Origin of the sequence: Bacillus sp. DB-2 (genome assembly GCF_003315125.1) — a bacterium.
Classification (GTDB): domain Bacteria; phylum Bacillota; class Bacilli; order Bacillales; family Bacillaceae_G; genus Bacillus_A; species Bacillus_A mycoides.
Genome location: NZ_QNRN01000001.1, coordinates 277726 through 300046 on the forward strand (window position 1 = coordinate 277726; position 22321 = coordinate 300046).

At 33.0% G+C, this 22321-nt stretch carries 20 protein-coding genes, 2 tRNA genes and 1 pseudogene; 3 read left to right on the forward strand and 20 right to left on the reverse strand.

The features are described from left to right. Positions 1-155 precede the first annotated feature (155 nt). Together DET63_RS01495 and DET63_RS01500 are read right to left on the reverse strand one after the other, a co-directional pair. The gene (locus DET63_RS01495) at positions 156-1154 is read right to left on the reverse strand and encodes a hypothetical protein (RefSeq protein ID WP_113768839.1); all 999 of its coding nucleotides are present in this window, start codon (positions 1152-1154) and stop codon (positions 156-158) included. A gap of 198 nt (positions 1155-1352) precedes the next feature. Further along, positions 1353-1601, reverse strand: a complete 249-nt coding sequence (locus tag DET63_RS01500) for a hypothetical protein (protein ID WP_001983650.1) — start codon at positions 1599-1601, stop codon at positions 1353-1355. A gap of 315 nt (positions 1602-1916) precedes the next feature. Between DET63_RS01500 and DET63_RS01505 the strand changes: the two genes are divergently transcribed. After that, positions 1917-2531, forward strand: a complete 615-nt coding sequence (locus DET63_RS01505; RefSeq protein WP_016092377.1) for a PH domain-containing protein — start codon at positions 1917-1919, stop codon at positions 2529-2531. A 51-nt stretch (positions 2532-2582) separates the two neighbouring features. On the opposite strand, the gene DET63_RS01510 is transcribed toward DET63_RS01505, so the two are convergent. The 8 genes from DET63_RS01510 to DET63_RS01545 all read right to left on the reverse strand — a co-directional run bounded on the left by DET63_RS01510 (position 2583) and on the right by DET63_RS01545 (position 8393). Beyond that, positions 2583-2656: transfer RNA gene (locus DET63_RS01510), tRNA-Arg, on the reverse strand. Between the two features lies 1 nt (position 2657). Beyond that, positions 2658-2731, reverse strand: a tRNA-Gly gene (locus tag DET63_RS01515). Positions 2732-2839: 108 nt separating this feature from the next. Further along, a complete protein-coding gene (locus DET63_RS01520) occupies positions 2840-3343 on the reverse strand; it encodes a metallophosphoesterase (RefSeq protein ID WP_002034207.1) in 504 nt (167 codons plus the stop codon). A gap of 13 nt (positions 3344-3356) precedes the next feature. Beyond that, complete coding sequence (locus tag DET63_RS01525; protein ID WP_113935654.1) at positions 3357-3965, reverse strand: XTP/dITP diphosphatase; 609 nt, start codon at positions 3963-3965, stop codon at positions 3357-3359. Between the two features lie 11 nt (positions 3966-3976). Further along, positions 3977-4714 carry a ribonuclease PH gene (gene rph / locus DET63_RS01530; RefSeq protein ID WP_002138500.1) on the reverse strand — a complete coding sequence of 246 codons (738 nt, stop codon included), beginning with the start codon at positions 4712-4714 and terminating at the stop codon, positions 3977-3979. Between the two features lie 131 nt (positions 4715-4845). Continuing rightward, complete coding sequence (locus DET63_RS01535; RefSeq protein WP_113935655.1) at positions 4846-5892, reverse strand: GerMN domain-containing protein; 1047 nt, start codon at positions 5890-5892, stop codon at positions 4846-4848. Between the two features lie 130 nt (positions 5893-6022). Beyond that, positions 6023-6835 (reverse strand): glutamate racemase, encoded by an 813-nt coding sequence (racE, locus tag DET63_RS01540; protein WP_002015338.1) that lies wholly within the window; start codon positions 6833-6835, stop codon positions 6023-6025. Positions 6836-7067: 232 nt separating this feature from the next. Next, on the reverse strand, positions 7068-8393 hold the full coding sequence (locus DET63_RS01545; RefSeq protein WP_113935656.1) for an MFS transporter: 1326 nt from the start codon (positions 8391-8393) through the stop codon (positions 7068-7070). 369 nt (positions 8394-8762) lie between these two features. Here DET63_RS01545 and DET63_RS01550 point away from each other — a divergent pair, with 369 nt between their 5' ends. Further along, positions 8763-9446, forward strand: coding sequence for a type 1 glutamine amidotransferase domain-containing protein (locus DET63_RS01550; RefSeq protein ID WP_113935657.1), 684 nt, complete (start codon positions 8763-8765; stop codon positions 9444-9446). Positions 9447-9495: 49 nt separating this feature from the next. Here DET63_RS01550 and DET63_RS01555 read toward each other — a convergent pair whose 3' ends face one another. The 3 genes and pseudogenes from DET63_RS01555 to gerE form a co-directional block, all read right to left on the reverse strand. Beyond that, the gene (locus DET63_RS01555) at positions 9496-10134 is read right to left on the reverse strand and encodes a TetR/AcrR family transcriptional regulator (protein WP_113935658.1); all 639 of its coding nucleotides are present in this window, start codon (positions 10132-10134) and stop codon (positions 9496-9498) included. A 163-nt stretch (positions 10135-10297) separates the two neighbouring features. Beyond that, positions 10298-10960 carry a type 1 glutamine amidotransferase domain-containing protein gene (locus DET63_RS01560; RefSeq protein WP_113935659.1) on the reverse strand — a complete coding sequence of 221 codons (663 nt, stop codon included), beginning with the start codon at positions 10958-10960 and terminating at the stop codon, positions 10298-10300. A 108-nt stretch (positions 10961-11068) separates the two neighbouring features. Beyond that, positions 11069-11158, reverse strand: a pseudogene (gene gerE / locus DET63_RS01565) (spore germination transcription factor GerE); the annotation flags it as partial. A gap of 294 nt (positions 11159-11452) precedes the next feature. Here gerE and DET63_RS01570 point away from each other — a divergent pair. Further along, positions 11453-12670 (forward strand): Abi family protein, encoded by a 1218-nt coding sequence (locus DET63_RS01570; RefSeq protein ID WP_113935660.1) that lies wholly within the window; start codon positions 11453-11455, stop codon positions 12668-12670. 358 nt (positions 12671-13028) lie between these two features. Here DET63_RS01570 and DET63_RS01575 read toward each other — a convergent pair whose 3' ends face one another. The 7 genes from DET63_RS01575 to DET63_RS01610 form a co-directional block, all read right to left on the reverse strand. After that, complete coding sequence (locus DET63_RS01575) at positions 13029-14495, reverse strand: recombinase family protein (RefSeq protein ID WP_113935661.1); 1467 nt, start codon at positions 14493-14495, stop codon at positions 13029-13031. A 289-nt stretch (positions 14496-14784) separates the two neighbouring features. Continuing rightward, positions 14785-16923, reverse strand: coding sequence for a DEAD/DEAH box helicase (locus tag DET63_RS01580; RefSeq protein WP_113935662.1), 2139 nt, complete (start codon positions 16921-16923; stop codon positions 14785-14787). After that, on the reverse strand, positions 16920-17771 hold the full coding sequence (locus tag DET63_RS01585) for a HamA C-terminal domain-containing protein (RefSeq protein ID WP_113935663.1): 852 nt from the start codon (positions 17769-17771) through the stop codon (positions 16920-16922). The genes DET63_RS01580 and DET63_RS01585 overlap by 4 nt, the downstream gene beginning before the upstream one ends. Positions 17772-18613: 842 nt before the next feature. After that, positions 18614-18796, reverse strand: coding sequence for a hypothetical protein (locus tag DET63_RS01595; RefSeq protein WP_113935664.1), 183 nt, complete (start codon positions 18794-18796; stop codon positions 18614-18616). Next, entirely contained in the window at positions 18783-19148 is a 366-nt protein-coding gene (locus DET63_RS01600) for a hypothetical protein (RefSeq protein WP_113935665.1), read from the reverse strand. The genes DET63_RS01595 and DET63_RS01600 overlap by 14 nt, the downstream gene beginning before the upstream one ends. 114 nt (positions 19149-19262) lie before the next feature. Continuing rightward, a complete protein-coding gene (locus tag DET63_RS01605) occupies positions 19263-20840 on the reverse strand; it encodes a recombinase family protein (protein WP_258550622.1) in 1578 nt (525 codons plus the stop codon). Further along, on the reverse strand, positions 20824-22314 hold the full coding sequence (locus DET63_RS01610; RefSeq protein WP_258550623.1) for a recombinase family protein: 1491 nt from the start codon (positions 22312-22314) through the stop codon (positions 20824-20826). Before DET63_RS01610 ends, DET63_RS01605 begins: the two co-directional genes overlap by 17 nt. Between the last annotated feature and the right edge of the window lie 7 nt (positions 22315-22321).

Here is a 22321-nt window from a genome sequence, read left to right on the forward strand (position 1 = left end):
TACGGTATATTTTGTTCGAGACTAATATGAAACATATTAAGTAAGAGAATTATACTCCTCTTCTCTTACAAACAGGCAGATTTCTGCCTTTTGCAACCCTTACATTATAACATAGAATGTGCTCGTTTCAATAACTGAACGATTCTTTTTCATAATTATACGGGCAAATACCCTTCTCTTTCAATGCGCAGTAACCATTGATAGGCAATATGAAATTCCTCAAACTCAATATTGTATGCTGTCATAAGTTCTTCTTCATCAATAGCCAATCCGAAACGCTTTCTTCCAATTCTCTCTAAGACAGCAGCCCAAATTTCTACTTTATCCATTAATAGAGGGAACGGAAAAATGCTAATTTGTAATTCTTTCCAGTATGTAACCATCGTACTAAATATATCTGGATAATTTTGCTCTAATCGGTTTGAGAATTTATGTATAATTTTATCGGATTGCTCCTCATTATGACCTGTAAATGCTGGAATCACCTTTATCGTATTTCCAAACTTCTCTACTTCTATCTCTTCTTCTATTTGATTTTCTACCATTTTATACAAAATAGAAGTTTTTAAATAAGGATGCTGATCTTCGTCTATTAAAAATTTCTTTAAAGTAGGAAGTGCGAGATCCAGGTCTTTTAACGAAAGTTTCTGGATCACTCTTAGCTTTTGACCAAAGTTTTCTCCAAAAAGCCCATCGGTAAATTCTTCTAATTCAAAATTCGAATCCACTAGCGGTTTATCTTCTTCATTCAGCATCCCTTGCGCAAACAAAGCAAGCTGCGCCAATTTTTCCTTTTGCTCAGGAATTATATCTTTCGTTTGCAAAACTTCCTCAACAGTTTCAATGACACCTTCATAATCATTTGTTTGAACTAAAATAGTTACATACGTTTCAAGAATATCACCAAATAATACAGCTCCTGTTTCAAGCAACTGCTCACATTTTTCTTTCGCTTCTTCCATACGTTTTAATTCTAGCAAACAAATAACGGAAGCTAATTCTGTTTGTTCCGTTTCTGCATTATACTGACGTAATATTTCAAAGCAGCGCAATGCATCTTCGAATTCCCGCTCTTTCAACGCTAAAAAACCTTTATCAATATAGCGTTCTGATAGTTGCGGAAACAATACGACCGTATTTTCTTTTTTATCCATACGTCCGCCTCTTTTTCTAGATTTTAATGATCTTCAAAGTAAATATATCAAATGCGTAATGAGAACACAACATTCCAAAAACATTTATTCGAAATATAGGAATATTCTATTTTCATAACAAAAAAGCAACAAACTTCTAAATGAAATTCATTTTTCACAAACAAAAACCCTCAGCAACAGACGGCAGAGGGTTCATCATTAATGGAAAGCTTTTATAATTGTGGGGTATATAACAAGGGTAATAATTTGGAGAACAATAATTGCCATAACAATCATGCTAAAATAGAAGATTGGTTTACTTCGCTTCATTAAAAACATAATAATGAGCATCGTACAAGCAAACAAACTTAAAAAAAACAAACTCGTTGTCGAACTGAGTATACCACTCGGGACAAAGAACAATAAAACTACACTACAAGTACCTATAATTCCAAATAACCATTCCATTCATTCACTCATTCCCTTTCCCTCTCATGGCAGTTTTTTCTACGCTACTAAATGTTTTACAACATCAATTACATATGTTAACTTTTCATACGCCACAAACCCAAAAGCTACTGTTAAACCCGTTACGATTAATCCTTTCATCATCTCTTCCTCCTCATTTATCGTTGTTATCTTCATTATATAGGATTAGTAATTTGTTACCATCGAACTTCCTTACACTTACCTTACAGAATTGTAAGATTTCAAAAATAGATTTAAAATCATGTTAATATATTTTTGTACAATTAAGAATTTAATTTACAAGGGGGATTATATATGTTCAAAAAAATGGCAGCTGACGTTTTAGGATTAAGCGATGTAGGTTCCGTTATCACACCAAAAGATTACGATAAGGTCGATGCTGATGATTACGTAATGCATGAAGATGGGGAGAAAATTTACTTTCTTATTAAATCAAAATCAGATGAATATTGTTTCACAAACAAAGGATTAATTCACCTAGATGGTACAAGTGCCACAAGCAAAAAACGTACATTACGCCGCTTTAGCTATAGTAAATATCAAATTAAAAACGTAGCACTTGAAACTGCAGGAACGATTGATTTAGATGTAGAAATTAAATTTCAAATGGGAGATGAGCATTACTCAATTGATGTTCATAAAAAACATATTGAAGAATTAAAAGATTTATATAAGGCTCTTCTTAAAATCGAAGAAATTTCATACGACAACGACATTAAATTGCAGTATGCACATAAAAGTTTAGATATGGCATCTAACGCTTTCAGCCGTATTTCAAATGCACAAGTAAATTTAGCAGAACAGTTTAAAGAGATGAACGAGATCGCCTTTAACTGGCTCGTTGATACGAAAAAGCAATATAACGTGAAAGATTACGGTTTTGTCTTTGAAAAATTTATTAATAACTAATTTAAAACAAACAAAAAACCTTGTTATCAAAAGATAACAAGGTTTTGTTAGCGTCCCAGGAGAGATTCGAACTCCCGACCGTACGCTTAGAAGGCGTATGCTCTATCCGGCTGAGCTACTGGGACATGGAGCGGGTGAAGAGAATCGAACTCTCGACCAGAGCTTGGAAGGCTCTTGTTTTACCACTAAACTACACCCGCATATGTTATTTTATTTTTCTTCGTTAGCGCCGTTGCCCTATCGACAATATTTATTATATTCATAACTACTTATAAAGTCAACACTTTTTTAAAAGAGGATAATTTTTCTTATCCTCTTTTAAAAATTGCTTGTTCCACCAGCTGTCCATCTAATGTTTCAAAACGAACTTCTATATGATTTTCATCCATTTCTAATAAAGCGAATGTCTTTTCCACACGAGAGCGTGGGAGCAAAATACTTCCTGGATTAATAAATAAAATCCCATCAATTAATTCTGCCCCTAATATATGAGAATGTCCAAAGCATGCTACTTGCGCTCCTACTTCTCCTGCATGATACGCTAACGTTTGTAACGTCATTTTCACATTATGACGATGACCGTGTACAACTAAGAAACGAATTCCATCTACATCAGTTACAATTTCATCTTGAAAGTTAGCATAATCACAATTCCCTTTTACAACTTGGAAACCTTGTAGCTCTTCGTGAGCAGGCGTTAGCTCTGAATCACCACAATGAATCATGACATCTACTTTCCCTTCGTAATTCTCTTTTAACTGCTGTAATTCCTTCACAGAGCTATGACTATCGCTTACGATTAAAGCTTTCATCAATCTCTCTCCCTTATTCTTCTAAAAACCATTCTGGGATTTTTTCTTCTAATTTACGAAGAGCGCGTCCGCGGTGACTAATCGCATTTTTCTCATCCGAATTTAGCTCAGCCATCGATTTTTTATATTCTTCTACATAAAAAATCGGATCGTATCCGAAACCATTTTCCCCGCGGCGCTGTTCTAGAATTTTCCCTTCGCACGTTCCGTTTACAATAACCGGCTCTTTATCCACTTCAGGGAAAGCAACTGCTAGCGCACAGTAAAAACGAGCTGTACGTTTTTCTAAATCGAAGTCAGTTAACCCTTGTAACACCTTATCTATATTCGCCTGATCATCTTTCGGCTCCCCAGCAAAACGAGCTGAATACACACCTGGTTTCCCGTTTAAGGCATCTACAATAAGACCAGAGTCATCCGCAATTACGATGGAATTCAACTGTCTACTAAGACTGTCCGCCTTTAAAATTGCATTTTCTTCAAATGTTTCACCAGTTTCTTCGACTTCTTCAATATGAGGAAAATCGTGTAAAGATTTCACTTCTAAGTCAAATCTCTCAAATAACTCAGCAAACTCACGTACTTTCCCAAGATTTTTCGTCGCTACAACAACTTGCTTCATATTTTCCACCTCTACTCTATATGAGATACGATGTCACCTAATGCTTCTTTTTGCTTTTCAACAAGTTGGAAAATCCCTTGTTCAGCAGCATCAAGTAATTCATTTAATTCAGCTCTGCTAAACGTCGCTTCTTCTCCAGTTCCTTGCACTTCAACAAACTGACCTTTTCCAGTCATAATAACGTTCATATCAACGTCTGCTTTAGAATCTTCAGCATAATTTAAATCTAAAACAACACCTTGTTCTTCAACAACACCTACTGACGTTGCCGCTAAATAATCTTTCACCGGAATTTTAGATACTTTGTCTGCTTGCAATAATTTTTCAAAAGCTAATACCATCGCTACATAAGCACCTGTAATAGAAGCTGTTCTCGTTCCGCCATCCGCTTGAATTACATCGCAGTCAATCCAAACCGTTCTTTCGCCAAGCGCTTCTAAATCAACAACCGCACGCAATGCTCGTCCAATTAAACGCTGGATCTCCATTGTGCGCCCTGTTACTTTCCCTTTACTTGACTCCCTGATTGTACGTTGCTCTGTCGCACGTGGAATCATTGAATATTCTGCTGTTACCCAGCCTTTTCCTTCTCCGCGCATAAACGGCGGTACACGCTCTTCAATTGTCGCTGAACAAATTACCTTTGTATCCCCAACTTCAATTAGTACTGATCCCTCTGGATGTTTTAAATAATTTGTATGAATATGTATATGGCGTAGCTCTGCTTTTCCTCTACCATCTACTCGCATAAAAATAACCCCCTCATAAATACTCTCATTAGTATAGCCAAATTTAAATGTACGATATGTATAACAATAAAAGAAGGGGAACTCAAAAAGCAATTCCCCTTTCTTACATAAGTATATCAAATTATTCGCGATTAAAAACTACCTGTATTCACGTTTTGTGGACGATTAACAGGTTTTATTAACTTTTCACCTTTCTCATCCATAAGATTTGCTTTCCCATTCACTTCAATAGAAACATTTTTCACACCTTGTTTTTCCGTTAAAGATAAGACTAACGATTTCAACACATAATTTGAAATCATATTTTTGTCTGGGTTCACAAATATATTTTCATTAAAGTTTAATGTAATATTTCCGTCCTTCACTTTCGGATTCGTAATAAGCTTAGCTCCTGGATTAAAATCATTTAGTAGTGATCCTTGAATCGGACCTTTTACAAGCTCATCCACAATTGCCGAGTAATCATTTTCTTTTCCTTCTGCAACGCGCCTTGTTACCGGTACGTAATATTGCTGCTTATTATTTTGCGCCATAAAGTAAAGTGTAACCGGTTTTGTATGCGTCACATCTGCTACTTGTTCATCATCAAAGTTAATTCCATTCGCACGACTTACACCTTCACCAAGCGGTGTACCCGCAACAGGCATCTTCGCTAACTTTTCACCATTTATTTGGAACTGCACTTGTTTTATTTCTGTAAATTGAGTCAAAGTCCACGCTACTGATTCAACAATTTGACGTTCTTCTTCTTTTGAATAATTTTTCATTTCTTTAGAGAAATCAATTACTGCTGTCCCGCCTTTTTTCAAATTCAAGGTCATCGTCGTATTCGCTGGAAGGACTGCTCGAAATCCATTTGGCAATAAATTTGTAACTGGTCCATCTTTCACAAGATACTCTAACGTTTGCTGTACAACTTCATTCGCTTTCGGAGTAGGCATTGCAATAGTTTGCGGTACGACATATCCATTTTTATCAACGAGGTATAACTCTCTATTTACTGTTTGCTCTTGTTTATCTTTTTTAGCAGTTTCTTTCTTTTCACCTTCTGTATACGTAACTTTTTTTGGCGGATCAATTTGTTCTGTCGCTTTCTCTTGATTTAACAAGCCACACCCTGATAATAAAATCGCACTCACAGTAGCACCAACAACCCATTTAAAAGTGGATTTAGGCATGCCATTCCCCCCTAAAATCTAAGTTTGTACTATTATGTATACGAGCTGTTTCATATTTTAGAACAAGCTATAGCTACTTACACAGAAAAAACCCCTGATTTCTCAGGAGTTCTCTTATATGAATCTACTATTATTCTGTTTCTAAATTGATATGCTTCACATTTTCAATCGGCTGACCGAACCACTTTGATGCAATTTCTTTAAACAGACCTATTTTACCAGTCGTTAAGAAGAGATGATCACTTTGTTCTTCTCCCTCATTTAACATCTTACTATGGTATAAAATCGTGCTTACCTCACGCGCTGTTTCATCACCCGAACTAATTAATTGTACTTGATCCCCCATTACCTTTTTAATAACAGGACCTAAAATCGGATAATGTGTACATCCTAGAATAAGCGTATCAATGTCAGTACTTTTCAACGGTTGCAATGTTTCTCTTACAACTTCATACGCCATTTCACTTTCGAAATTCCCACTCTCTACAAGCTCAACGAAAGGTGGGCACGCTAAACTTTCTACCATAACACGGTTATTAATAGACTTTAGTGCCTCTTCATAGGCGCCACTTTTTACTGTTCCAATCGTTCCAATAATCCCAACATGATACGTATTTGTCACTTTTAAAGCTGTACGTGATCCTGGATGAATAACTCCAACTACTGGAATTGGTAATTGTTTCTGCATTTCTTCTAAGACAACCGCAGTTGCTGTATTACACGCAATAACTAACATTTTGATATTTAAATCTAATAAATGCTCCGTCATTTCCCACGTAAATTGACGCACTTCTTCACGAGAACGCGGACCATAAGGGCAACGTGCTGTATCTCCTAAATATATAATACGTTCTTTCGGCAACTGACGAATTAATTCCTTCGCTACTGTTAAACCGCCCACTCCTGAATCAATAACACCGATCGCTCTATTCAACTTAATCACCCGTTTTCTCATTCATCATCTTATTTTATCATTATATTTTATACACTTTAAGTTCGCTCACTTAAACTGCTTCTGTATGAAAATTTTCATTTGTACCTGTATAGACTAGGACCTTTTTTATTTTGCTCCTTTTTTTCATAATTTGCAAGACAGAAAAATAACCGACCTTCTATATGAAAGTCGGTTTCTTCTATACAAAATACGCATTTATCCCACTAATTAAAGTTTCACTTTATTGCTCCATCTTTTTTTGGAAAGAAGACATCCCTATTAATAAGAAGAAATGAGCAGAAATTAAAATGATGATTAAAATAAAATTCAAACGATAACTATTTGTAGATTCCATAACTTTGCTCGCTACAGCTGGTCCAAATGCCATACCGAAAAAGTTAATTAAATTATATAAACCAAGACCGACTCCAACTTTAGCTGGATGTAATGTTTTCGGTATAAATGTGTTTAATGATACTTGAATAGCTGAATAACTCATAAATGTTAAAATAATCGCCAATACAATAACGACTATGCTTCCATTCGGAATAAACCCTAAAATTAAAAAGCCAACGATCATAATGACAGACGCTACATAAATCATATTCACATTTCCAAACGAAGGGACAATCTTTCCCGTAATAAAACTAGATATAATACCAAAGAGTGATGCAACAAACAGTGCAATTCCGATAACGAATGGCGACAATCCGTGCACTCTTCCTAACAGTGATGGCAATAATAATAGACTAGCACATAACGCCACATTAATTATAAACCCGACCGCTATTAAACGAAGAAATGGTTTGTTCGAAAATAACTCAATATCAATAAATGCATGCTCCGCGTTCTTCATACGAACCGTGAATAAAAATAAGAAAGCTACCGATAACACAAATAGCCAACTATTAATATTGACACCTAATAAAACAGTCGTAATGAATGCAAATAATAACGCCGCTCCAATGTAATCAAAATGAAACGCTTCATCCGTATGCTGCGCTTCTTCTGGCATAAATTTTATAAGCAAGAAAATCCCAACTACTGAAATAACCATAAATAAAAATAAATATGGCCACCCTAATGTATTTGTAATAGCCCCGCCAACTAAAGGACCAATGCCTATTGCTAATGCAATAGAAGAACTAATCATCGCTAATGCACCAGGCTTCTTAGCAGGAGCAACTAATTTTGCCACTGCAATCATACTAAGCGCAATAAACGCCGCGCCCCCACTCGCCTGCACTAATCTTGCAAGAATGGTAATCGCATAAGATTGATTCATAAATCCAATAATAGAACCCGCTACAAATATGATAATTGAAATAATCAATAGTTTTTTTACGCTATAACGATCAGCCAACTTCCCATATATCATCGAACCAATACCGACAACTAAGGAATAACCTACTACAACCCAACTTACTTTCGATTGACTAATAGATAAATCATTAGCAATATCCTCTAACGCTACATTAAATAAAACCGCATTCATCGGTCCTAATAAAACGATAAAACATAATGTGAAAACAAACCATTTTGAATGGTTACTTATATCTTTCCCCATGCGTAACACCTCTTCTGATTGTAGTAACTGTAAATGAAAAATAAAGTTGTTTAGCTCCTCTATCACTACTAAACAACTTCATCAAATGTATAAATTTATCGCGCGACAAATTGAATTCGAAACGTAACATTATGTTGTTCGATATTCATGGAACTATCATAGTTTCAGCATTACAGTTTGTCAACGAAAAATATACAAAGTAAACTAATTTAGTGTTTTTAGTTTACTTTGTCCAAAAATTGTTATACACTAATTTCGAATCCGGTATAAGGGGGACTGACATGGTTATTCAAATTTGCAATTTCTAACTTAATAAAATCAAGTAAATAAAGAACTTTTATATAGAAGAAACATTACAGGAGGATTATGATGAAGAAAAAAATGTTAGTTGTATTAACGAGCGTAGAAAAATACCCAAATTTAAATAGAGCTACTGGGCTTTGGCTTGGTGAAGCTGTCCATTTCGTTAAAAAAGTAGAAGAAGCTGGTTACGAAGTAGATTATGTCAGTCCACAAGGCGGCTATACACCGATTGATCCGCATAGTTTAGCGATGGCGGAGAGCATCGATTGGGAATGGTATCAAAAGAAAGAATTTATGAATCGTCTCGGCTCTACAATGAAACCGAGTGAAGTGAATCAAGAAGACTACGCTGTTATTTATTACGCGGGTGGTCACGGAGTTATTTGGGACTTCCCAGAAAACAAAGAACTTCAAAATATTAGCCGTAACATTTATGAAAATGGCGGAATTGTTTCCTCTGTTTGTCACGGAGCTGCTGGTTTATTCCATATCACATTAAGTAACGGGGATCGTTTAATTAACGATAAAAAAGTAACAGGATTCTCAAATGAAGAAGAGAAACTAGCTGAATTGGATCAATTCGTTCCATTTTTAACAGAAGATGAACTCATTAAAAATGGAGGGCTTTACGAAAAAGCTGCGCAGCCTTGGGAAGCTTACGCTGTAGAAGATAATCGTGTAATTACTGGTCAAAACCCTGCTTCAGGTGGTCCAGTAGCTGAATTAGTATTAAAACAGTTGCAAAAATAATATGTACTAAAAAAGCAGATTTCCCTCTAGTAAGGGAAATCTGCTTTTTTTACGAAATCATTTGTAAATTAGCTTTAATTTCTTTTTCAATTTCAGAATCATCAACTACATCTAAAAATTCCGGTTTAAACAGTTGATATTTCTTCAAATTGTAGAAATCAAGTATCGCTTGCTTTAACGTAATATCGTACTGAATGCAAAAAGTATGATCTATAATGCGTCTTAACATCACATCATCTTGCACCATAAATAGTTGCGCATTCATTTTATTAAAGTAACCTTGTTCCATACCCGACTCAAAAAACATTTGCAAATTACGATTGCGATTTTGTTGTGCAGCGACTAATTGATCCGACAAATGCGGATACGCTTCTTTCAAATCTTGTAAAAAGACATCCGAAATATACGTCACACATTTTAAAGAATGGATAAACGTCTTTTGGAAACGTTCTGTAAACGACATACTTTCATCTTGATTATCCGCATCTCCTTCAAGAAGATAGTTTATAAAATCCTCTACTACTGCCTCAATAATCTCATCTTTCGAAGAAAAACGTTTATATAAAGTAGCTTTACTAATATCCATATATTTCGCAATTTCATCTATTTTTAATTGGCTAAAACTCGTCTTTCGAATAACGGACTTTATTTTATTAATATAAGTATTTGCACACGCTACTTTTCTCATTTAAAAGAGCCTCCTCTTTTGTTCATACAAAATAGTATAGCAAATTCATGAATGTTTATAAATGAAGTTATTATACTCATTACGTCTTTTTAGTTTATTACAATTTCAATCTACGCTATACATAAAAAGTACCCGCTACCTTTGTTAGTAGCGGGCACCTTTTCTATAATTTATTTACAGCTCTTTTTATAGCCTTACCTATTCCCACACTAGACTGCGGATTCTGCCCTGTAATCAAACGCCCATCTACTACAACATGCGGCGTGAAATTAGGTGCTACATAAAATAAAGCCCCTTCTTCTTTCAACTTACTTTCTAGCAAAAAAGGAACTCGATTTTCTAAATGTACAGCTTTTTCTTCATCGTTTGTATAACCTGTTATACGCTTACCGGCAACAAAAAACGAGCCATCTTTATTTTTCACACCAACTAAAGAACTTACCCCGTGACAAACAGCCGCTACGATCCGGTTATTATTGTACATATTCTCAATTAAATTTGCTACATATGGATTACCTGAAAAATCTACAATCGCCCCGTGCCCACCACCAAATAATACCGCATCATACTCTGAAGAATGAACCTTCGAAATCGGCTTCGTATTTTGCAATATCGTAGCTACCTGCTTAAATTCACGAGGTATCCCATTTGGAATTGACACTCTATCAATAGGTACCCTTCCACCTTCTATAGATACAAGATCAACATCGAACTTAGCCTTTTTAAATAAATTATACGGAGCTGCGAGCTCTTCAAGCCATAAACCAGTCGGGTGTCCATTCAAGTTATGAGCGCTTGTTGAAACTAATAATACCCTTTTCAACATATCCCCTCCCTTACTACCTATTTATGTATGAAGCATCCTTATCATTCATATGGAGCATGAAACAAAAAAAAAAATAGCCGACCTCTTGTATAAAAGTCGGCTGCTTTCTTATAGTTCGAGCTCTCCCATACGAAGAAGCTCAACAACTGCTTGTGAACGTCCTTTAACCCCTAGCTTTTGCATTGCGTTTGAGATGTGTAGTGTTTGAAGGGAATAAAAAACCTATATTAAACAGCTAACCAATATAATCTGCTTTAGAGAAATTAACAGCACTTTCCCCATAAAAACAGACAAATTGATACTAGCGTCTATTTCAAACAAAGTTCGGTTTTTCTTTGATGTTTAATTATCACACTCAATTAAACAATTTTACTTTCACAAAAAATATACTTATATACTAATTTATATAAAAGAATTTAATACTGAAGATTTTATATTAATACTTTTATTAAGTGTCATTTTTCTATAATATATACATAGGGAGGGAGTTCATTGCCAGTAGATAAAGAATTTAATACAATTACTAATCAAATTCGTTTATTAAAAGATAGAGGATTACAATTTAATGATTTTATTTCCGCTAAAAATCATCTTTTAGATAAAAACTATTTTAATCTTATAAATGGACTTGAGACACTTTTACTTGATGACCCAAAAAATCCGCCAAAAAAGTATACAAAAAAGTCTTTTGAGAACTTTTTAAGAATATATGATTTTGATAAAAAGTTCTCCAGTTTAATATTCCAAAAAATTTCGGAATTCGAAACAAAATTAAAAGCATCTATAGCTTATCATTTTTGTAAAAATCATTGTTCAACTTTAGCAGAGAACAATAATTACATCGACATTCAATGTTATAACATCCCAAAAACAACTGATGGTCCTAAGCAATATGTAGATTACTTTTATAACCAACACAATCCTAGAACAACTCATAAATTATTTAAAAACACATATAATTACAGAGGGAAATTTAGAGGTACATTTGATGGAATTGTGACTTATAATTCTAACACAACAACATTAAAAGGTTCCTTTTCTGGACGTTTTGGATCTACTTCAATTAGGGAAGTTAAAGAAGGTTCCTGTACTTTTAATAACTCAAAGCAGTCAGCACTTTTGAGCTTGTTGCATTCAATGACTACAACTTCTGGGACAAAAATATTTCTTTCAATAAATATAGCTAAGGACGAGACAATCCAAGGTTTAACTTATATTGATGATTGTAAGATAAAATTCCCATACATAAACGAATATAACAATCCACCTTTTTGGGTAATTATTAAGACTTTAATGTTAAATGATATAATTGTTTTAATGTACGGGTTAAAAAAGCGCACTTTTGATGCAGTATTAAAAGATTTCAAATTGCATCCTAACGATAAGGAGAAGTTTTTTAACTCTTTAGAGATAATCAGGGAGTTACGAAACTCTTGTGCGCATTTTGAATTGGTTAACCGTTTTAGAACACCAAACAAGCTAAAAATAAACGCTCGTTTAATCTCGGAACTACACCTAAATCCTATACGGTCACAATACGTTATTAAATTATATGATGTACTAAAAGTTTTAAGAGTATATGTAGACTTATCCGAAATAAAATTATTTTTATTGGACTATTGGAATTCCGAAGAAAAATTCGGCAATATCAATATTTCCATCTCTTTATTTGACAGGATGGGAAATTCCAACATCGATGATTGGATTTAAGTAATCTTATTGACTAAAGCAAGAATACATGGTATATTTTAAGCATAAAATAAGATAGCCAAGACGGCGTGCCAAGCTAGCGTAGCTTGCTAAAAGTCCCTGACCACCTTATCATTAAGGTGGTTTTGTATTTTATAAATTCTTTCAAAAGGATATTAGTACACGACTTTAAAATCGAGAACAATGTTTCATTGCTAGATTCTTTACAAGGAAATTATTTACCAAATAAAATACTTCTAAATTTCAATTAGGTTATCTTAATAAAGTTTTATCTATAGTTTTAACAAAACAATTGAAAATTTTTTATTTTCTAGAACTAAAGAACAACCACAGAATAAGGCGGAATTGACTCCCACCCCTATTCTGTTTTTTTAAATTTATATATAACATCTACTATTCCATCTTTACGAATACTTATTTTTTGAATTAATGTTTGAAATACATGAATCAAATCTTGCTCTTGGTTTTGCAACTGCTCCAAAGCTTGTTTTATTGTTTTAATATCTACTTGCACAGCATCACTATTTTGTATACTAAGTAATTCATTACCCACCTTGGCTATTTCTATTTCAAGATCATTCCGCTTTTCTTCAAATTCCTCTTTATTTATGAGTTTTTCCAAATACAAATCCAGCAGCGCTTTTTTCTTTTGGACATTCCCAGCCAAAATTTGATTTAACTTTTTTATTTTTTTCTCCCGATCTTTTTCAACATTACTTTGAAGTTTTAAAGTGATAAACTCGCCTTTTTTCACCAGCAAATCAATAATGAACTGACGAAAATCACGGTATTGAATAGGTACATGATTTACACACCCATGCTTCCCAGCCCTCCTGTACTGTGAACACTTTAAATATTTCCATTCTGTTCGTTCACCGCTCTTCTTTTTAAAGTGGGATTGTACAATAACCATATTAGAACCACAAACTGCGCATTTAGCTAAATTACGAAATTCATTCCATGCTGTAATTTTCGTTTTATTATGCGTTATATTTTTCTCATTTACTCTACTCCAAACTTCTTGATCTATAATTGCGGGATGATGATTCGGAAAAACGAACCACTTTTCTTTTGGATTTCGAATTTGTTTTTTCTTACCGCTTACTTTAACTGAAGTATATTGATTTAAAATAAAAGTTCCTTTATAAATTTGGTTTTGTAAAATCCGCTGAACAGATGTCATTTGCCATTTCTTTTTAGTTTTTGACCTTATCCCTAATCGATTTAATTCATTTGTAATCTTTTTATATCCCCAACCTTCGGCATACCATTTATACATCCTCTGAACAACATCAGACTCTTCCTCATTGATGACTAATTTTTGATTAATACGGTCATATCCATAAGGAACCTTACCAATGTGCTCTCCCCTTCGTACTTTTACTGCTAAAGCGGCTGTAATACTTGAAGACAATGTGCGACTATATTGTGCCGAAAATAAGGACCATAACTCAAACGCCATATCATTTTTTCCAGCCTTTATAGAGTCGTAACCCTCTTCCACAGAAATAATTCGAACATTATGGGCAAAGAACACTTCTCTAATCTCTAGAGAATCCTTTAAATCGCGCGCCAAACGGGAAATAGACTTAAAGACAACCATATTGATTTCTTTTGCTTTTGCCTTTTTCAACAGCAATTGAATGGCAGGGCGATTTACAAATAATGTACCACTAATCCCTTCATCCTTATAAACACATTGCTCCTCCCAATCAAACCCATTACGTTCCAACCAATTCCGACATATATCTACTTGATTTTCAACAGAAGATACTTGTTCATCACGGTCAGTTGAAATACGAACATATACACCATAAGATTGCATCCTTTCACCCCATTGTTTTGAATCAGTTACCTTAATTGTCCGAAATGATTTCCCGCTTATTACTTAATAATTATGCTGTTTTTATTTTTTTACATTTAAAAAGAAGTTTTTTTTATTATTTTCCGTGGAATAAATCATATTCATTATAGTAAATTTTTTTCACTATAATGAATATAATTTAACTTTGATATTTAAAATAAAAACAGCCCCTTAAACGAACTGCCCTCCGATTATTAGACTAGGTCTAACAATCGGAGGGCAGTTCGAATTATAGGCTGTTTCTTATCAATTAATTTCTCACAAAATCCTTTAATATCTTACTTTCAAATGCATCTAATGAAAGTGAATTAATATCCAATTTCTTAATCTGCATAATTACCTCATCTAAATCTTCCTCTTCCTCAAACTTTTTCAAATATAGGTAAGGTTCTAACTGTTTTAAAAGAGAAATAGGCAATCCAAATTCTTGTAATGATGATAAAACTGGTGTACAAAATGCTGATTCAATTTGTGAAGCATAAAACTTATAGTCTCCACATGTTTTCCCGTTTTTTGTAAATATAGATTCTTGAATTTGTTGTAACCCCAGTAGTAATTTTGGTAATCGAAACTCAAACCAATTTCGACTTATTTTCGTCGCCTTTTGAACAGCTTGATCTACAGTTTTTACCTGATCATCATTATCCAAAAAGAATTTAATATATCTAGCCATATTAGATTGGACTTTCACATAATTATTTACATAAAAAGCAAGTTGTTTACCACTAAAAACAAAATCTTTACTATTTTTAAAACGCAAATAGTCATATATTAATATGCAACAGGCTTCCAATTGCTTATAAGACGGATAGTTATTCCAATTTAGGTTTTCATGATAAAATTCTAAATCATTTTGTATCAATTCTGCTAATGCCACTTGCCCCTTCACTGAGATATTGTTATTTTTCTTTATTATCCCAATATCTAATACATCTTGCTCCATATAGGGTTTGAGCTTATCTTTAGAAAAAACTTTCAAATCTTCATCTGCAATTTGAATCAAAATTTCATCCGTAGCATTATCTTGAGTATACCAAGGAATATCTACACTTTCGTCTGTAGCATCAGGAAGACTATAAAATGAATAAACTTTACCAAGAAAATGCTGAGTCATCCTACCTGCTCTCCCACGAATATTACGATAATCAAAATAAGAAATCCGATTGGTCCCTTTTTTATCATCAAAAACAATTACATTCTTAGCTGTTGTATTTATTCCCTCAATCAATGTACTTGTACAAAAAAGGTATTTTATTGTTCCTTTGTTAAACTCCTCTACAATGTATCTGCCCAAATGTCTAGGCATAGACCCATGGTGAAAAGCAATCCCATATGATAACGCCTCGATTAATAACCATTCAGGATGAATATTTTTTGCAATCCAATTTATTGCATCAATATGCGAATGATTTCGGGACAAATGCTCTTTGTTTTGCAACAAAAAATTCCTTACATTTTTTTCAGCGCTTTGTGGTGATCTGCAATAAATCATTGTTGGTTCATGAAGCGTGTGAAGTAATTCTGCAAGTTGCTCTAATTCTTGTTTCTTTTTACGTTTAATAAATATTTCATCACAAGCTACAGTAGCATAATTAGAAGGAATAAATTCACAGTTATATTCCTCCTCAAATCCATTTGGAATTGAAGATATATTCGGACCCAGTAAATAAAAATTTCCCGTAGACTTAATTAATCTATAAAAAGCATGATTTAATACATTCAATCTTTCATCTTCACTTTTCGAACTATCTAATTTATAAAATTCATCAATTATAAAAAAGTCTATTTCAGAAATGCTTTCTATTTCTAAAAATCTTTCCGGAGTTAAAATAAAAATATTTTTATTTCCTAAACCTTGTTTTGAAGAAAAAATCAACTTATATTCATCTGTATATTTTATTAATTTCAGCCTAGTTTCATCAATCAAAGCTAATGTCGGTAAAATAATTACAATGTTTGCGTACATTTTTGATGCAACAACTTCTTCAATCAGTAAACTCTTTCCAAAACTAGTTGGTGCGCTTAAAATTACACTTTGCTGATTTGAAATAGCATCATATACTTCTGCTTGCTTTCTATGCATTACAATATCGGGAATATTTTCAGAACGATAAAATTCATAGTGTAATAACGTTTTAGTTGAAACATCATAATCATGAATTGGTAAGTAAGGAAAATACCCCATTTGTTCAATATAATCCATTAAAATCGAATGTACCTCATTAGGTAAATCCTGTTTCTTATCCAACATTCGAAGTAAAATATCTCTTCCTTCGTTTTCATATTTCTCGTCTTGTAGAACTCCATTTATCCAAGTAAATATAGAAAAACATTGCTCCGTAGAAAGTTTCTCATTTGCAATCAATGTCTTTATATAATTATAATTCATATCTGCTGCCACACCTTTAATTTTTTATGCAACAATTCGACTAAGCGCTTTTTTTGTTCAAAAGGAATTAATATTAAAATCACGTCAATATTTTTAGGTAATTCATTACTCCTAAATTTATCGTGGTACTTATTAAGTTCTTCAATTAATTGCGTCTGATATTCTTCATTAACTTCTTTATACGAACTGACTACTTTACTATCATATGTTAACAAAACAGGGATTCTAATTCTTTTAAAAATCTTGTCCAAGCTGGTTCTTCCATCAATCAACATTTTCATTTTTTCAGCATGTTCCCAAGAATTATCTATTTTATTAGAAATACATAAAAATTCATTCCGTAAATAATCTTTACCCACATGCGCTTGAAGTTCAGGAATGACATCTCTAATTGCACCACTAATACTTTGATAAAATTTGACCTCGCCTAACCACAGTTCTAAATCATTTCCTTGATCTACAATATGTACAGCATCGAAACCTTTTACTGTTTCATTCGGTCCATCCTTATAATACATTTTAGAGATAGCAGGAACAGTATTAAAATAATCCCTCATAACAATATGAAGTAAGATTTCTCCATACTCTCCACGACTACGATATTTATCAGTAGCATAAACTGCTTTAGCTGCACTTCTCATTTTTCTCTGCGCATTTATTGGTGTAAATGTCGATAGCTCACTATGTGGAAGAGAAAAATCTACTAAAGCTGAAAATATATGCTCTACAAGAGCATCATATCTATACTCTTCCATTTCATAACCTACAGAAAATCCACGAAAATGGGTCTCTTCAATATATTCTTCAAATATAAAATTCGATTCAAATACCGGTGTAGAACTTGACATATTATTCCTCCAGTAAATTATCATATAAAAAATATAATATGCCCTATAAATACATTGCTGTTTTCTGACATATCACGTTGAATTCTAATTACAATATTACCATATTTTCACTTAACATATATTCACAATTTAGAAATTCCAATTAAATGGCTTATCATAATTTAATTTTAATTACAGTTACATTGACAATTCATTCAAACATAGCCTTTGTAACAGTTATCGGTCCACTAATAGAGATTCAGGTTTTAATCGCACTTTTTAATGTTGCATTGAAATTACAAAAGAGACTTTTAAATAACACTCCCTAAATAAAAAAAAACTTAACTTCATAATGGTTAAATAACACATGTTACATAACTAATTTAAATAGAGATATTTATTTAGATAAAAACAATGTAACTTTCTATTTTTCATGTCCCTTCCTGACTCAAGTATGATAATTTCTATCAATCTTTGAAAATTAATTAACTTATGCTTCACCTCGATACCGAATAAAAAAAGACTTACTCATCCTTACACCGAGAAGATATTATACTGAATTTTCTTTATTTACAGACAAAAATATACCCTTTATATATCATATGATCTTGTCCTAGTTTTAAAAAAATTGCTCGGTAAAGAAGTAGTAGTGGTATACCATTACTAACTTAATACCGAGTAAACGTTTTCCTGTCATAACTCCTTCACCTTTTTGCCGAGAAAAATACATTCTTTGAAACTAGCATATTTCTAAATGACAACCCATAGCACGTCCATATTTTTGATATTAGAAAATAATAAAAAGACTTTACTATATAAAAGTAAAGTCTTTTTATTATTCATCTTATAAATTAAGAGTTTTTTTATCTTTGTTCCATAATTTTAGTTGTTTTTTCATTATCAGAATATTCATCTCCTGAATTCACATATCCTGGTTTATATTCTTCATAGGTCTCAACATCTTTATTAAACATTTCTTTACTTTTATATTGTTTTAACTCAGTTACATCATTCACTATTTTAATTGTGGATTTATTCTTTTTCAATGCACATCACCTCACTATTTCTATAATAAAAAGCACTCTCGTTCCCCTCAGCCCAGCGAGCTGTAATAATATATATATTACCATCATTAAACATTCTTCCCACAATGAACAAAACTTTTCCATTTACTTCTCCGAAAATATCGTAGACTTTACTATCAGGATATTTTAAGGAAGTATATTTCTTGTGCGTATTTTTTACAACAACCTTACAATTATCATCCATACAAGTTACAACATCCTGTGAATGGACGCTATGTTGATACCTTAACTTACTCTGAATATCTGCTGTTAGTATAATGTTACCAGAATATTTTTTAGAAAATGATCTGCTTACAAATGGAATACCTTTCATCTCAACACCACTTATTGTTTTATTTACAATGATATATTATAATGTCATTTGCAATTGTCAATATATTTTAGATAATTATAACAAATCTGTGTATTCGAGACAATCTTAAACCTTTTATTGCTCTAAATTTATTTTTAAAATATATTCTGTTTTCCCATTTTGATCTATTATAATTTTATCAATTAAATACACCAAAAATTGACGAACTCGTTTCATATCTTTTTGTAAATTTGTAAATTCTATTCGAAATGCTTGTAACACATTTTTTTGTAACATACTTTGGTTAGAATCGACTTCTTCAATATGCTTCATTTCTGCTTCTTTCTTTGCGATTAACTCCTCTGTCTCCCTGATTTCGTGCAACAAATGCAAACGATAATCCAACATCACATCCAACAAAGGATCTATTTTCGAATCAACTTCCACCAATTTCTTCTTTTGATTATATAATTCATCTATTTCACGTTCCGCATCTTTGATCCAAACTAGACAATTATCCACCTGTTTTTTCAAACGCCCAATTTCTTTTGTTATTTGTTTGATGTCTTTTTCTAAAATTTGTTCCATTTCATACATCAGTTCCGTTTGAGATTTAGAAATAACTTTATCCGTAATCTCCTTTATAACACTATCAAAAACCAATGCATGTAGCTCATCTGTTGAAAACCAAACGGTACATAATTTATTCGAGCACATATATTTTTTCATTCCATATTTCTTTCCATTTTTCCCCCTAGTCTCTTGATTCTTTGGAAGCAAAAGCGCATCACAACTTTTACAATAAACTAAGTCCCGCAGAACATACTCTGTTTTTAATTGTTTTGGAGGTAATTCCTTGTTTCTTTTTTTCTCAAACATTTGAAAAGTAGCTAACCATTCTTCCTTGGTCATAATAGCTGGAATCTCTTCACATTTTGCCATCTTCCATTTAGATAAATCTTCAATACTATTTCCAGATCCAGGTTTCAATCTTCCGAATGTAACATACCCCGCATAAATTGGATTGGTCAAAATGTGCTTTACTCGTTCCTTTTTCCAATGTATTGTATTTGTTTTCACCTTTTGCTCATTTAATTTTTTAGCGATACCTGCAAACCCTTCACCATTTTGATATAACCTGTATATATTTAATACAATTTCCTTTTCATCTTCTACAATAGAAAAGTTCTTAGTATTTTCATCCTGTACATATCCAAACGGTACAGGACCTCCCATCCATTGACCATAGTCTGTTCTTTGTCCATACGCATCTTTCGTACGTGCACTGATTCGCTCTACTTCATAACGAGTTCCACCCTCTCGAATTAATTGTGTAATAATATCACGCTCTGTATACAATTCTCCCGTACTCGTCAATATAACATCTGTTTTCGCTTCTTTCATTATTACTCGTATTTGTACATGTTCAATCTCCGATCGCGCAAGGCGGTCATCTGCATACGTAATCACAAAATCATATTTCCCTTGTTCTACATCTCGTAATAACGCCATGACTTGGGGACGCTTGATTAACTTCTTTTTAAATGCCGATTCTCCATGATCTACATATTCTTTCACAATTTCACATTCATAGTTTTTTATAAATTCATATACATGATGTCTTTGCGCATCGATTGTTTGACGATCAGACGAAACCCTCGCATAAAAAGCTCCTTTTTTTCCCTTTTCTAAAACATCACGAATTGTCTTCACATGCATGCACCTCTTGATAATGTAAAAATGGATGTTTAAAAATAATTTCATACCCGTGTCTATCTACAATTACAGTAAAAATCAAATCTTGAAATAACCCTATACTCTTATAATCTGGTAAGGAATCTAACATCAATTGTTTATGAATATTAGACTCCAAATCCTTTACTACATCAGGCACCTTTTTTAATACATTTAGTTTTAATTCCATTTCTTCTTTTATTTGTTTGTGTTCCTGAAAATGTTGATAAGAACCAAGTAATTCTTTGTGCAACTTTTCATTTTTCTTTTCCGTTAACCATCTTTGTACTTTTGTATGCACTGTCTTTTTCTTTTGATCTAAACGCTGACTATGCCCTTGTATAATTCGTTCTATTTCTTTTACATTTTGTCTATAGTAACGCTGAAACAAGCCATCAAATTCTTTCTCTCGTAAATTAAGAAAAAAACATTTCATTTTTTCAAATGTTTTTTGTTCGATATATTCCTTATCAATATACAAACGATGTTCTTTGCATCGATATCCTATTAAAAATGTATCTCCTCTCCGTTTAACCACTCCCTCTAATTGTTTTTTACAATAAGAACATTGCAGGAGTCCTTCCATACGATACAGAATATCTTCTTTAGCAATTTCCTTTTTCATTTTTATAGAACCACGCTTATTTACTATTTGATTTAGTTTTTCTTGCGCAGCTTCCCATTGGTGCGGTTCAATCGGCATTGTGCCTTCTAGTTGATGTTCTTGTTGAACTCCCTTCAATCGAATACTATATACACCCATATAAAAGGAATTTTCTAATGTACGTCTAATATCTTGTAGTTCCCAAGGAAGTCCTTTTCGTTTCTTAAAACCTTTTCCATCTAAATGATCTTTTATTTTTTGCAAAGATGTGCATGTATCGTTCAAAAATTCATTAAAAATAAACATAACTATATCCATTTCATCTTTTACGATTTCAATTTCTTTTTTCTTTTTATTATTTTGGAAACCATATGGCAGCCGACTCACTGCTTTTCCTGCATCAAATTTACTCTGACGCATAGCATCAAACCGTTTATTAATTTGTTCACCTTCATGTTGTGCAAAGCCAGCCATAATCACTTCTAGATAGCGATTCATCGGCGTGTATTCCATTACCGGTTCTCCAATAGTCGTAAAATGAACTTTTATCTGTTTCTCCTGAAGAAGTTCATAAATTTCCATATACTCGATTACATTTCTTGCTAACCGGTCTCTCTTATACAAAATTAAATGTTCAATTTCATCATTTCGAATTGCTTCCAACAACTTTCGTAAACCCGGTCGCTGATTCATATGTATAATTCTAGCCGATACATATGGATCCTCATATTCATAGTCCAGCTTCATATACTGATCTCTGCAATACACCTTTGCATAATATTTCTGCATTCGAACGGAGTGTTCTTGTTTTTTAGATGAACTACGGTAATATGCGACTGTCTTCTTCAATACAACC

What these genes read in the sequence shown, in the direction of transcription:
- DET63_RS01535 (WP_113935655.1), bottom strand. Translation starts at nt 5,892, where the DNA reads ATGCCTAAATCCACTTTTAAATGGGTTGTTGGTGCTACTGTGAGTGCG.
- DET63_RS01520 (WP_002034207.1), bottom strand. Translation starts at nt 3,343, where the DNA reads ATGAAAGCTTTAATCGTAAGCGATAGTCATAGCTCTGTGAAGGAATTA.
- DET63_RS01495 (WP_113768839.1), bottom strand. Translation starts at nt 1,154, where the DNA reads ATGGATAAAAAAGAAAATACGGTCGTATTGTTTCCGCAACTATCAGAA.
- DET63_RS01505 (WP_016092377.1), top strand. Translation starts at nt 1,917, where the DNA reads ATGTTCAAAAAAATGGCAGCTGACGTTTTAGGATTAAGCGATGTAGGT.
- DET63_RS01560 (WP_113935659.1), bottom strand. Translation starts at nt 10,960, where the DNA reads ATGTTGAAAAGGGTATTATTAGTTTCAACAAGCGCTCATAACTTGAAT.
- DET63_RS01525 (WP_113935654.1), bottom strand. Translation starts at nt 3,965, where the DNA reads ATGAAGCAAGTTGTTGTAGCGACGAAAAATCTTGGGAAAGTACGTGAG.
- DET63_RS01575 (WP_113935661.1), bottom strand. Translation starts at nt 14,495, where the DNA reads ATGCAATCTTATGGTGTATATGTTCGTATTTCAACTGACCGTGATGAA.
- rph (WP_002138500.1), bottom strand. Translation starts at nt 4,714, where the DNA reads ATGCGAGTAGATGGTAGAGGAAAAGCAGAGCTACGCCATATACATATT.
- DET63_RS01555 (WP_113935658.1), bottom strand. Translation starts at nt 10,134, where the DNA reads ATGAGAAAAGTAGCGTGTGCAAATACTTATATTAATAAAATAAAGTCC.
- DET63_RS01550 (WP_113935657.1), top strand. Translation starts at nt 8,763, where the DNA reads ATGAAGAAAAAAATGTTAGTTGTATTAACGAGCGTAGAAAAATACCCA.
- DET63_RS01600 (WP_113935665.1), bottom strand. Translation starts at nt 19,148, where the DNA reads ATGAAAGGTATTCCATTTGTAAGCAGATCATTTTCTAAAAAATATTCT.
- DET63_RS01500 (WP_001983650.1), bottom strand. Translation starts at nt 1,601, where the DNA reads ATGGAATGGTTATTTGGAATTATAGGTACTTGTAGTGTAGTTTTATTG.
- DET63_RS01545 (WP_113935656.1), bottom strand. Translation starts at nt 8,393, where the DNA reads ATGGGGAAAGATATAAGTAACCATTCAAAATGGTTTGTTTTCACATTA.
- DET63_RS01585 (WP_113935663.1), bottom strand. Translation starts at nt 17,771, where the DNA reads ATGTCAAGTTCTACACCGGTATTTGAATCGAATTTTATATTTGAAGAA.
- DET63_RS01580 (WP_113935662.1), bottom strand. Translation starts at nt 16,923, where the DNA reads ATGAATTATAATTATATAAAGACATTGATTGCAAATGAGAAACTTTCT.